This is a genomic window from Patescibacteria group bacterium (genome assembly GCA_028692545.1).
Lineage (GTDB): Bacteria > Patescibacteriota > Patescibacteriia > UBA1558 > S5-K13 > STD2-204.
Map to the genome: position 1 here is coordinate 50414 of JAQUXC010000005.1, position 11803 is coordinate 62216.

Sequence of the window (11803 nt, forward strand, 5' to 3'; positions counted from 1 at the left end):
ATAATGGGTTTCATAGATTTACTCATTATTTAATATATATTTTTTATTATACCCTCAAAACAAAAATTATTGATTTATAATATTTTTTAATTGATCTAGATTATTTATCAAAAAATCTGGTTTTAGAGATTCAAGTCTCTCTTTGGTGGAAAACCCCCAAGTCACAGCACCAGTTTTTACCCCTACAATTTTTCCTTCCTGTATTTCATGATTTGAATCTCCGATAAAAATTGTTTCTTCTATTTTGAAATTATTTCTCTTTATCAAATCCTTAAGTCCTTCTGATTTGTCATGAGCATCAGCTATCATATCAACAAATTCATTTTCCAATCCAAAACTTTTCATTTCGGATAAAAGTATTTCTGGTAAATCAGAACTGAGAATGGCCATTTGCAATCCTTGTGTTTTAAAATCTTTTATAACTTCATCAATTTTTGGATATAATTTTGCTTTTAGATATTTCAAAAAATATTTTTTGTAAGAATTTCGTACTTCTTCCACTGTTATATTTGGTAAATATATATTATAAAAACGTATATATGGTTGTTCCCAAGTATTTTTGAATTCTTCTATAGATATTTCTCGTGCGCCAAATTCTTTTAATATTTCATTTGTTACCAAAAGATTATTCTCAGCAGAGTCATTTATTACCCCAGACCAATCAAAAATTATATTTTTTATCATAAATTTAATTTATTTGCGCCAAAAGTACTATATAATTCTTTCCATATACTTTTGCACATTTTGGACAGGTTGTATAGTAAAAATATATATTTTTTATTTCTTTGTTTTTATTTTTTACATATTCTTCCATTTCCTTTATCCATTTTGGAACATTTTGATATGATCCTTCAAAAACTTTTGTCAAAAATATACCCGTTAGTTTTGTCATTTGTGCACCTGGTACATCTTTTGTAACATCAATGTAAAGATCAGCACCCCAAAGCGATTTTTCATCAGTTATCATAATTTGATTATGCATTTTAGCATCAGCTTTTTCAATTAAATGCATATTTTTTACAATTTTATTTCCCATACCAAGAGGAATATGAAAAAAACTGACAACATGATCTTTGACAAAAATTTTATCATTCCAGATTATTTCTTTTTCTTGCCATAGTTCTAGACTAAATGGTTCACAACAACCAGTAGATTTTACTATTTGTTCATTCATATTTTTACTTGCCCTACCGTTTATTAATAATGTTTTTATTATACATCAAATAAGAAACAGACACCAAACACAACATTATTTAACTTTTGATATAGACATTTTCATCTAAATATGATAACATTTTTTATTATTGGGTCGTAGCCCTACCTTTGCTATTTCTTTAGCTAAAGCTTCGAGAGTTAAAAGGCTACGGTAGGTAGGCAAAAGTGGTTTCATATCTCATCCAAAGTACATTTAAATTTTATTGAACATTGGGTCGTAGCCAAGTGGTAAGGCAACGGGTTTTGATCCCGTCATTCGTAGGTTCGAACCCTACCGACCCAGCCACCCTTCGACAAACTCAGGGTGTCAAAATATCTATTTATTAAATTAATACATTTTTTATAAATATGTCTTATTGGATGTCCTAAGTTTATATAAGGATATTCAATTCGTTCCGCAATATGGGACTCACTCATGATTTCCATTTAAAAATACAAAAATTAATATCAAACACGGAGAGATGCCAGAGTGGTCGAATGGGGTAGTCTTGAAAACTACTGAGCCTTAACGGGTTCCGGGGGTTCGAATCCCTCTCTCTCCGCCAACACAATTTAGTATCGGTGTCAACCCTTTTACCTATGAGAGAAGGGCGACCTTAGTGGTTCGAATCCGTTCTGGCTCGCCATGACAAATCCATATACATATGGATTTTTGTTTTTTTAAAATCAAAAGAGTATTTTTTTATATTTTATGATAAAATATATTAATGTTAATAATAGGTCACAGAGGCGCAATGGGTCATGAACCAGAAAACACACTGGTTTCTTTTGAAAAAGCTATAAAATTTGGCTTAAAAATGATTGAATTTGACGTTTATAAGTGTAAAAGTGAGGATATAGTAATAATACACGACGACACACTAAATAGGACTACAAATGGAAGTGGTTATATCTGGAATAAGACATTAAAAGAATTAAAAGGTTTAAAAATAAAAAATAATATAAAGAGCTCAACTAGTACATCCCGTTCAATTGGACAAGAAATTCCTACACTTATAGAAGCTCTTAATTTAATAGACAGAAAATGCAAAGTAAATATAGAATTAAAAGGTAAAAACACTGCAAAACCAGTATTTGAAATTATAAAAAGACAGATAGAAGAAGAAAAATGGAAATATAGTGATTTTCTAATATCTTCATTTAGTAAAAAAGAAATAATAGAATTTCAAAAATTTACAAAAAAAATAAAAACAGCAATCTGTATTAAAAAAACATCACTTGAAATTATAGAATTTGCAAAAAAAGAAAAACTTTATTCAATTCACCCAGGACTAAAATGTGTAAATGAAAAATTTGTAAATCTAGCACATAAAAATAATTTCAAAATATATGTTTGGACTGTAAATGAAAAAGATGATTTTGAAAAAATGAAAAAAATAAAAGTTGATGGAATATTTACAAATTATCCAGACAAATTTTTAAAAAACATTAAATCAAAATAATATGCAAATAAAAGGCAATAAAATAAATCTCCGACCAATGAAAATTTCTGATGTAGATTCTATTGTAGAAAATATAAATGATAAATTAATAGCACGATACACACAAAGATTACCTTATCCATATTTTAAAAAAGATGCTATTGATTTTATTAAAAAACAAAAAATAGGAAAAGATACAAAATTAAATCTTGGAATACAGGACAAAAAATCAGGAAAAATAATTGGTGGGATAGGACTTGATGAAATAAATCAAAAAAACAAAAGCGCTGTTTTGGGATATTGGCTTGGAAAGAAATATTGGGGAAATAAAATAATGACAGAAGCTACAAAACTAATCATAAATTATGCTTTCAAAAATCTAAAACTTCAAAGAATACAAGCTACTGTAATGCATCCAAATATTGTATCTATGAAAGTTTTGGAAAAAAATGGCTTTAAATGTGAAGGAATACTTAGAAAAAAAATATTAAAAAATAATAAGTGGATGGATATTCATGTTTTTGGATTATTAAAAAATGAATTTAGAAAATAAAATATGTCAGATAATGATAAGAAAAAAATATTAATAACAACATCAACTTTTCCAAAATGGGAAATGGATACAACACCACCATTCGTCTATGAATTATCCAAAAGACTAGTAGATGATTTTCAAATATTTATTTTAGCTCCGTACTCAACTGGCTCAAAAAAATACGAAAAAATTGATGGAATGGATATATATAGGTATAAATACTGGTTTAACTCAAAAAATAATCTATCAGATGGAGCAATACTCCCAAATTTAAAAAAAAATAAATTATTTTATTTACAAATACCATTCTTTTTATTATTTCAATTTTTAGCCATAAAAAAGATAGTAAAAAAAGAAAAAATAAACACCATTCATGCACATTGGATAATTCCACAAGGATTTGTTGCCGTTTTGTATAAAAAAATTATAAATAAAAATATCAAAATACTATGCACAAGTCATGGTGCGGATATTTTTGGTTTACAAAAATTTAATTTTTTAAAAAAATGGATATTAAATAATTGCACAAGACTAACAGTTGTAAGTAATGCTATAAAAAATGAAGCTTTAAAAATTGGAAGTAAAATAAATACTGAAGTTTTACCTATGGGGGTTGATCTTGATATATTTAATCCCAAAAACTATTCAGAAGAAATAAAAAGTAAATATAATATCAATGGTTCATTTTTATTATTTGTAGGTAGATTAAGCGAAAAAAAAGGAATAAAATATTTAATTGAAGCAATGCCAAGAATAATAGAAAAATTTCCTACAACAAAATTATTAATAATTGGAAACGGAGAAGAAAAAAACAAATTAGAAAAATTATCAAAAACATTAAATTTAGAAAATAATATTATTTTTACTGGAGCGATTCATAATTTAGAATTACCAAAATATTATGCAACAGCTGATATATTTATAGGTCCATCAATCATTACTAAAAATGGAGATAGAGAAGGATTACCAGTAACATACATGGAAGCTATGGCTTCTGGATCTGTATTAATAGGAACAAATTTAGATGGAAATTATGATATACTTGATCATGAAAAAACTGGAATAATGATAAAACAACATAATTCTGTAGAGATAAGTAAATATGTTATAGAATTACTAGATAATAAAGACTACAGAGAAAAATTAATTAAAAATTCAATACTTAAAATTGAAAATAATTATAATTGGAAAATTATTTCTAAAAAATATAAAGAATTATTAAAATGAAAGAAGAAAAAGAAATTTATAATGAATTGCATAAAATTTGGGACTCAGGTCACAACTCTGGATCACCAACTTATTTAGTTAGAAAACAATTATTAGACAAACAAATCAAAAAAATATTAAACAATAAAGTTAGTGTCAAAATTTTAGACTTAGGATGTGGAACTGGAGATTATATAAAAACTTTTGAGAAATATAATATAGATTATACCGGATTAGATCTGTCTGATTATGCTATAGAAAAATTGAAACAAAAATATAAATCTTACAAATTTATATGCGATGATTTATTAAAAATTGAAGGTAATTCTAAATATGATTTAATATTTATGAGTGAAGTTTTAGAACACATTGAAAATGAAAATTTATTTTTAGAAAAAATATACACATTATTAAATAATAATGGAATTCTTATATTAAGCGTTCCTTATGATCCTAAATTATGGAATTATTCTGATGAACAAGCGCAACACAAAAGAAGATATACTAAAAAATATTTAAATGATAAATTAAAAGAAAACAAATTTAAACCCATAAATCTAATTTGTTATGGATTTCCATTTCTAAGAATATATTGGTTTCTTACTAAAAATTATAGAAAAAATATACAGACTAGAAAATACAATAAACATTCATTATTAATAAAAATTATCGGAAAAATATTTCTATTAGATAAACTTTTTATTAAAACAAATTATGGAATTGGTCTTATATCTATTTCTAAAAAAAATTAATTTTAATTATATGAAAAAACAAACAATAGCAATACTCTTCGGTGGAAAATCCGCAGAGCACGAAATATCACTCATTTCTGCAAAAAATATTATAAATTCAATAGACAAGGCAAGATATAATACAATTCTTATAGGAATTGATAAAAATGGCGAATGGTTTTTGTGCGACAAAAACAATTATCTTATAAATCCAAATGATCCAAAAAAAGTAAAACTTATAAAATCAGAAGTACCGCTTGCTATAATAGTTGGGAAATATGATAACCAAATAATAAGATTAAAGGATAAAAAATCTATTGGAAAAATTGATGCAGTATTTCCAGTATTACACGGAACATTTGGTGAAGATGGAACAGTTCAAGGAATGCTAAAATTATTAAATCTTCCATTTGTAGGAGTTGATATGACAGGCTCTGCAATTTGTATGGATAAAGATATCACAAAAAGATTATTAACTGAAGCAAAAATTCCAAATTCAAAGTTTATTGTTTTTAAAAATTATGAAAAATCAAAAATAAAGTTTAGTGATATAAAAAAACAATTAGGCATGCCTTTGTTTGTAAAACCAGCAAATGCAGGATCTTCTGTTGGAATAAGTAAAGTTAAAAACGAAATAGACTTCAAAAATGGAATAAATGAAGCATTTAAATATGACAACAAAATATTAATTGAAGAATTTATCAGTGGCAGAGAAATAGAATGCGCAGTACTTGGAAATGACAAACCACGTGCATCTTTGATTGGAGAAATTATTTCTGTAGATGAATTTTATTCTTACAAGGCGAAGTATATTGATGAGAAAGGAGCTATTTTAAAAGCTCCTACAAAATTAAACAAAACAACTCTAAAAAAAGTTCAAAGCTTAGCAATACAAACTTATAAAACACTAGTTTGTGAAGGAATGAGTAGAGTTGATATGTTTCTTACGAAAAATGGAAAAATTGTAATAAATGAAGTAAATACAATTCCTGGATTTACAAAAATATCAATGTATCCAAAACTATGGGAACAAACTGGAATTCCACAAAAAAAACTCATAGACAATCTAATACAACTAGCGATTGAAAGATTTGAAAATAGTAAAAAGATAAAAACTACTTTTGATTAATTAATATGCTATAATAAAGCTATAAATTATAATTAAAAACACTATGGAAAAAGTAATAACAAAAAATAAAAATATAACAAACAATATAAGTGGAGCAATATCTGAAACTTTTATATTTATTGGATTATCTCTTATAGCATTTTTTACACCAATAATATTGCGACATCCTCAAATGTTAATTGGGATTATAGTAAATATGATGCTTATAAAAGGAGCTTTGACTTTGAAGCAAAACAAATTAATAGCTCTTAGCATATTTCCATCACTTGGAGTACTAGCATCAGGAATATTATTCGGAAATCTTACAAATTTTATAATTTATCTTATTCCATTTATTTGGATATCAAATTATATTCTTACTTATATTATTAAAAAATTTGCAGACAAAAATTATTTTAGAGCAATTGTATTATCAACATTTTTAAAAACAACATTTTTGTTTTCTATAACATTTTTGCTTTTTAGTTTAAATATACTACCAAAAATATTTTTGGTAAGTATGGGTTATATGCAATTTGTTACAGCAATGATAGCGGGAATAATAATATTTTTTGAATTAAAAACAGAAAAATGGCTAAAAAAGAAAAATTAATAATAAATAGTTTTCACGAAATTCAAGACAAAAATGGTTTTATATCTGAACAAGATATAAAAAATGTTGCAACTGAATTTCACAAATCTGATGCTGAAATATACGAAGCAATTTCTTCTTATGCAAATTTTAATTTATTCAAATCAAAAAAAAGAATAGTAAAAATTTGTGATAGCCCAAGTTGTCATATAAAAAATGGCGAAAAATTAATAAAAAAAGCATCTGAAATATTAAATGTGAAAGTTGGAAATGAACATGGTAAAGTAATAATAGAAGCATGTCAATGTCTTAGTTTATGCGACAAAGGACCTATTATGATGATAGATAATAAAATTTATACAAAAGTTAGTGAGGAAAAATTAGAGCAAATATTTAAAAAAGAAGGATTAGTATAGAAAAGCAAAAAATTATAAATAAGTAGTCATTTCGAGCGGAGGAACGAAGTCGAAAAATCTCGTAGTTCTGAAAATTTAACTTCAAGACCTCTCCATTTTGTGAGACTCCAGTCGAGGTGACTTCATAATTACAAAAGATTTTTAATTAAAAACATGCAAATACTAAGAAAAATAAATTTTAAAAATTTAGAAAAGGCAAAAAAATTGTCTCCACTAAAATTAATACAAAAAATAAAAAAATCAGGACTTATGGGTAGAGGTGGAGCAAATTTTTCTATTGGAAAAAAATTTCAAATGACAAATCCTGCAAAATATTTGATCTGTAATGCAGATGAAAGTGAACCAGGAAGATTCAAAGACAGATTTATATTAGAAAATAATCCAGAATTAGTAATAGAAGGAATTTATATCGCAATGTATGCGCTCAGCGCAAAAAAATGTTTTATATATTTAAGAGAAGAATATAAGGAATTTAAGGATAAACTTCAAAAAATTATAAACGAAAGAAACGAATTTGATATAGATATCGTAATTGGAGCTGGATCATATATTTGTGGTGAAGAAACTGCAATTTTAAACAGTATTGAAGGAAAAAGAACTGAGTCACGCCAAAAACCACCATACCCATCACAATTTGGTTTATATGGCAAAAAAACTTGTGTAAATAATATAGAAACTCTTACAAGACTTCCCCTTATATTTGAGCATGACTTTGATAAAGATTTATTGCTTTTTTCACTATCAGGAGATATTGCAAAACCAGGTGTCTATGAAGAAAAACAAGGAATCACAATAGGAAGTATTGCAAAAAAATATAAAGCAACAAATACAAAGGCAATATTTTTTTGTGCATCAGGAGGGGTTATTCCATTTAATAAAAATCAAATTTTATCATATGAAGAAATAGAAAAAACAGGTGCCTATTTTGAAACAGGAATTATATTTTTGAATAAATCAAGAAGTATACCAGACATATCAAGATCAATAATTCAATTTTTTAATGATGAAAATTGTGGAAAATGCCTTCCTTGTAGAGAAGGAAACTTTAGATTATTACAATTATTTCAAGTAATACTAAAACGTAAATGGAGAAAAGAAGAGTTTGAAATGATAAAAGATTTAGTTGATTTTATACCAAATGGATCCCAATGTGCTCTTGGTAAAAGCTCTACAATACATTTAAAAACTGCTATTAAATATTTTGAAAATGAATTTCAAGAATTAACAAATTAAATACTTAGTTATAAAGCACCATTCCTACGGGCAAGTTATAAAGAAAACATAAACAATAAAACTTTATAACAATAAAACTTTATAACTTTATAACTCCTATGCAAATAACAATAGACGGAAAAAAAATAAATGTAAAAAATGGAATAACTATTCTAGAAGCAGCAGAAAAAGCAGGAATAAAAATTCCAACACTTTGTTATCATCCCGATTTGAAACCAGAGGGAAGATGTGGAATTTGTATAGTTGAAGCAAATGGAAAAATAATGACAAGTTGCAATAACAAAGTTTCTAATGGAATGATTATACAAACAAATACAGAAAATATAAAAAAACAAAGAAAAATAAATGCTCAACTTATTGGTTGTAATTTCGAAAAAGAAGAAGAATTTAGAAAATGGCTCGCACTTGAAGAACTCCCAGATATAGATGAATTAAAATTCAAATCAAAACCATCAGAATTAATTGATGAATCCTGTCATGATATAGTCATGGATTTTACAAAATGTATAATGTGCGGAAGATGCGTACAAAAATGTCGCGACTTACAAACTGTAAATGCAATTTGTTATTCCAAAAGAGCAAATGGAACAATAGTAGGAAAATCTCTAGGTAAAAAATTAATAGAAACAACTTGTGTTGGTTGTGGACAATGCTCACTTGTTTGTCCAACAGGAGCAATAAAAGAAAAAGAATATATAGAAGATATAAAAAAATTATTAAAAGATAAAAAATATCATATCATAGCTCAAACCGCACCATCAATAAGAGTTGCAATTGGAGAAGAATTTGGCATGCCAGCAGGATCTCTTGTAACTGGAAAAATGGTTTCAGCACTTCGAAAAGTAGGATTTGATAAAATTTTCGATACAAATTTTGGAGCAGATCTTACAATCATGGAAGAAGCATCAGAGCTCATTGATAGAATAAAAAACAAAAAATTACTACCACAAATTACATCATGCTGTCCTGGTTGGGTAAATTTTATAGAAACATTCTATCCAGAAATGCTTCCTCATTTATCATCTTGCAAATCTCCACATCAAATGTTTGGAGCAATTTTAAAAACATATTATGCAAAAAAAGTAGGAATAAATCCAAAAAATATTATTCTCGTTAGTATAATGCCTTGCACTGCAAAAAAATATGAATCATGCCGAGAAGAAATGATAATAGATGGAGTAAAAGATGTTGACTATGTAATAACTACAAGAGAAGCAGCAAAACTTATAAAAAGTTTTAATATAGATTTGAGTAAAGAAGAAGATAGTGAATTTGACAATCCAATGGGCAAAGGTTCTGGAGGTGGTGCAATATTTGGAACAAGTGGTGGAGTAATGGAATCAGCTATAAGAACTGCATATTACTTTTTAACTGGATATGATTATCCAAAAATAGAATTCAGATCTATAAGAGGAGATAAAGGTATTAGAGAAACTAGCATAAAAATAGGAGATACAAAATTGAATTTAGCAATAGTTCACACTCTATCAAATGCTAGAAAAGTAATAGAAACTATCAAAAAAAATCCAAACAAATATCATTTTATTGAAATAATGGCATGCCCTGGTGGATGTATTGGAGGTGGAGGACAACCAAAACCAACAACTAGAGATATTATCAAAAAAAGATCAGAGGCTATTTACAAAGAAGACAAAAACCTCAAAATAAGACAAGCTCACAAAAATCCACAAATTATGGAGCTTTACAAAACTTTTTTAGACAAACCACTGAGCGAAAAATCTCGCAAATATTTACACACAAATTACCATGATAGATCAAAATGTAGTAGATAAATTCAAATAAAATTAAAGGGTTTGCTTTTGTAAAAATTTGCAAACCCTTTTTTTGATTGTGACTAATTCTTTTCATGCCTTTTCTCCTTTGTCATATTTTGTATGACTTTTTTTGAGGCGATGATGTTTTTGTTTTTTAACTTTTTTCTGGTTAGCACTGTTTCCAAACGCATTTGTCTGTTGCTTTTTGCGTTTTTTCTTCTTTTCATCTTTGAAGTTGGTTTTGTTTTTCATTTTTTCCTCCTTGCAAGCATTAAATTGCTTGTTTGCTAGAAAAAACTCTTTATGTTAAATTGAATATGTCTTATATTTTTATATTAACTCTAAAATAAAAAAAATCAAATGGACGAAATAATAGAAAAAATAAAAGAGCTCCAAAAAAAAATAGCAAATGCTATATCATTTTTTGATATAAAAAAAATTACCAAAGAAATTGAAATTATTGAAAGTGAAATGAATAAAAAAGATTTTTGGAATGATCAAGAAAATGCAACAAAAAAATCTCAAAAATTAAAAAATATAAAAGAACAATTGGAAAATTGGCAATTCTTAAGTAAAGAAACGAGTGATACTCTTGAAATAGCAAATTTAGACAAAGATGAAAAAAATATAACTCTTTTAAAAGAAATTACTGACAAATACTATGAACTTGAAAAAAAATTCAAAACAAATGAAATTACATTATTTTTTCAAGAAAAATATGGTGAAAATAATGTGATAATGACTATTTTTGCAGGAGCTGGTGGAACAGAATCACAAGATTGGGTTTCAATGCTACTTCGAATGTATTTGAGATTTTGTGAAAGAATGAACTGGAATACAAAAATAATAGACGAATCACGTGGCGAAGAAGTTGGATATAAAAGCGTCACAATAGAAATAAACGGAAATTATGTCTATGGATATATGAAAGTAGAGGACGGAGTCCATAGATTAGTAAGACTTTCACCATTTGATGGAGATCATGCAAGACATACTTCTTTTGCAATGATAGAAATATTTCCAGAAATAGAAAGTACTGAAATAAATATAAAAGATGATGAATTAAAAATTGATGTTTATAGAGCTTCTGGAAAAGGAGGACAAGGAGTAAATACTACTGACTCTGCAGTACGAATTACACATTTACCAACTGGTATTGTAGTTACATGTCAAAATGAAAGATCTCAGTCCCAAAACAAAGAACAAGCAATGAAATACTTGAAAGCAAAACTCACAAAATATTATGAAGAGCAATCCGAAGAAGAGAGAAAAAAAATAAAAGGCGAAATAAAAGAAGCTGCTTGGGGAAATCAAATAAGATCTTATGTACTTCATCCATATAAAATGATAAAAGATTTGCGAAGTAAATATGAAACAGATAATGTAGATAAAATTTTAGATGGCGACATACTAGACTTCATAGAAAGCGTACTCAGAATAAAATAATGTACAGTTAACAGTCAAGGGTTACACTTTCTAAATACTTTTCATGAGGAGTAAGTCCGTTAAGGGTTAAATGTATTCTTTTAAAATTGTAATAATTTAGCCATTCATAAGGAGTGTTCCAAATT

Annotated in this window: 13 protein-coding genes and 2 tRNA genes; 12 read left to right on the forward strand and 3 right to left on the reverse strand. The window is 26.8% G+C overall.

The features are described from left to right. Positions 1–66: 66 nt before the first annotated feature. Together PHZ07_02970 and PHZ07_02975 are read right to left on the reverse strand one after the other, a co-directional pair. Positions 67–684 carry an HAD hydrolase-like protein gene (locus tag PHZ07_02970; GenBank protein MDD3284533.1) on the reverse strand — a complete coding sequence of 206 codons (618 nt, stop codon included), beginning with the start codon at positions 682–684 and terminating at the stop codon, positions 67–69. Between the two features lie 4 nt (positions 685–688). Further along, on the reverse strand, positions 689–1174 hold the full coding sequence (locus PHZ07_02975) for a hypothetical protein (GenBank protein ID MDD3284534.1): 486 nt from the start codon (positions 1172–1174) through the stop codon (positions 689–691). Positions 1175–1426: 252 nt separating this feature from the next. Here PHZ07_02975 and PHZ07_02980 point away from each other — a divergent pair. From PHZ07_02980 to PHZ07_03030, 11 genes are all read left to right on the forward strand, one after another. After that, positions 1427–1501: transfer RNA gene (locus PHZ07_02980), tRNA-Gln, on the forward strand. Positions 1502–1670: 169 nt separating this feature from the next. Continuing rightward, positions 1671–1760, forward strand: a tRNA-Ser gene (locus PHZ07_02985). 162 nt (positions 1761–1922) lie between these two features. Next, positions 1923–2657, forward strand: coding sequence for a glycerophosphodiester phosphodiesterase family protein (locus tag PHZ07_02990; protein MDD3284535.1), 735 nt, complete (start codon positions 1923–1925; stop codon positions 2655–2657). Position 2658: 1 nt separating this feature from the next. After that, positions 2659–3189 carry a GNAT family protein gene (locus tag PHZ07_02995; GenBank protein ID MDD3284536.1) on the forward strand — a complete coding sequence of 177 codons (531 nt, stop codon included), beginning with the start codon at positions 2659–2661 and terminating at the stop codon, positions 3187–3189. 3 nt (positions 3190–3192) lie between these two features. Beyond that, positions 3193–4398 (forward strand): glycosyltransferase, encoded by a 1206-nt coding sequence (locus tag PHZ07_03000; protein ID MDD3284537.1) that lies wholly within the window; start codon positions 3193–3195, stop codon positions 4396–4398. Next, positions 4395–5129, forward strand: coding sequence for a class I SAM-dependent methyltransferase (locus tag PHZ07_03005; protein MDD3284538.1), 735 nt, complete (start codon positions 4395–4397; stop codon positions 5127–5129). The genes PHZ07_03000 and PHZ07_03005 overlap by 4 nt, the downstream gene beginning before the upstream one ends. A gap of 10 nt (positions 5130–5139) precedes the next feature. After that, positions 5140–6237 (forward strand): D-alanine--D-alanine ligase, encoded by a 1098-nt coding sequence (gene ddlA, locus PHZ07_03010; protein ID MDD3284539.1) that lies wholly within the window; start codon positions 5140–5142, stop codon positions 6235–6237. Between the two features lie 43 nt (positions 6238–6280). Next, positions 6281–6829: a hypothetical protein gene (locus PHZ07_03015; GenBank protein ID MDD3284540.1), complete on the forward strand. Its 549-nt coding sequence runs from the start codon at positions 6281–6283 to the stop codon at positions 6827–6829. Then, positions 6808–7224, forward strand: coding sequence for an NAD(P)H-dependent oxidoreductase subunit E (locus PHZ07_03020; protein MDD3284541.1), 417 nt, complete (start codon positions 6808–6810; stop codon positions 7222–7224). The genes PHZ07_03015 and PHZ07_03020 overlap by 22 nt, the downstream gene beginning before the upstream one ends. Before the next feature lie 153 nt (positions 7225–7377). Beyond that, complete coding sequence (locus tag PHZ07_03025) at positions 7378–8457, forward strand: NADH-ubiquinone oxidoreductase-F iron-sulfur binding region domain-containing protein (protein MDD3284542.1); 1080 nt, start codon at positions 7378–7380, stop codon at positions 8455–8457. 98 nt (positions 8458–8555) lie between these two features. Beyond that, the gene (locus PHZ07_03030; GenBank protein MDD3284543.1) at positions 8556–10250 is read left to right on the forward strand and encodes an NADH-dependent [FeFe] hydrogenase, group A6; all 1695 of its coding nucleotides are present in this window, start codon (positions 8556–8558) and stop codon (positions 10248–10250) included. 72 nt (positions 10251–10322) lie between these two features. Here PHZ07_03030 and PHZ07_03035 read toward each other — a convergent pair whose 3' ends face one another. Next, positions 10323–10484 carry a hypothetical protein gene (locus PHZ07_03035; GenBank protein MDD3284544.1) on the reverse strand — a complete coding sequence of 54 codons (162 nt, stop codon included), beginning with the start codon at positions 10482–10484 and terminating at the stop codon, positions 10323–10325. A 108-nt stretch (positions 10485–10592) separates the two neighbouring features. Between PHZ07_03035 and prfB the strand changes: the two genes are divergently transcribed. Further along, positions 10593–11678 carry a peptide chain release factor 2 gene (gene prfB / locus PHZ07_03040; protein ID MDD3284545.1) on the forward strand — a complete coding sequence of 362 codons (1086 nt, stop codon included), beginning with the start codon at positions 10593–10595 and terminating at the stop codon, positions 11676–11678. Positions 11679–11803: the final 125 nt, after the last annotated feature.

Coding starts and splice junctions, on each gene's coding strand:
- PHZ07_02970 (MDD3284533.1), bottom strand. CDS start 684: ATGATAAAAAATATAATTTTTGATTGGTCTGGGGTAATAAATGACTCT.
- PHZ07_02975 (MDD3284534.1), bottom strand. CDS start 1,174: ATGAATGAACAAATAGTAAAATCTACTGGTTGTTGTGAACCATTTAGT.
- PHZ07_02990 (MDD3284535.1), top strand. CDS start 1,923: ATGTTAATAATAGGTCACAGAGGCGCAATGGGTCATGAACCAGAAAAC.
- PHZ07_02995 (MDD3284536.1), top strand. CDS start 2,659: ATGCAAATAAAAGGCAATAAAATAAATCTCCGACCAATGAAAATTTCT.
- PHZ07_03000 (MDD3284537.1), top strand. CDS start 3,193: ATGTCAGATAATGATAAGAAAAAAATATTAATAACAACATCAACTTTT.
- PHZ07_03005 (MDD3284538.1), top strand. CDS start 4,395: ATGAAAGAAGAAAAAGAAATTTATAATGAATTGCATAAAATTTGGGAC.
- ddlA (MDD3284539.1), top strand. CDS start 5,140: ATGAAAAAACAAACAATAGCAATACTCTTCGGTGGAAAATCCGCAGAG.
- PHZ07_03015 (MDD3284540.1), top strand. CDS start 6,281: ATGGAAAAAGTAATAACAAAAAATAAAAATATAACAAACAATATAAGT.
- PHZ07_03020 (MDD3284541.1), top strand. CDS start 6,808: ATGGCTAAAAAAGAAAAATTAATAATAAATAGTTTTCACGAAATTCAA.
- PHZ07_03025 (MDD3284542.1), top strand. CDS start 7,378: ATGCAAATACTAAGAAAAATAAATTTTAAAAATTTAGAAAAGGCAAAA.
- PHZ07_03030 (MDD3284543.1), top strand. CDS start 8,556: ATGCAAATAACAATAGACGGAAAAAAAATAAATGTAAAAAATGGAATA.
- PHZ07_03035 (MDD3284544.1), bottom strand. CDS start 10,484: ATGAAAAACAAAACCAACTTCAAAGATGAAAAGAAGAAAAAACGCAAA.
- prfB (MDD3284545.1), top strand. CDS start 10,593: ATGGACGAAATAATAGAAAAAATAAAAGAGCTCCAAAAAAAAATAGCA.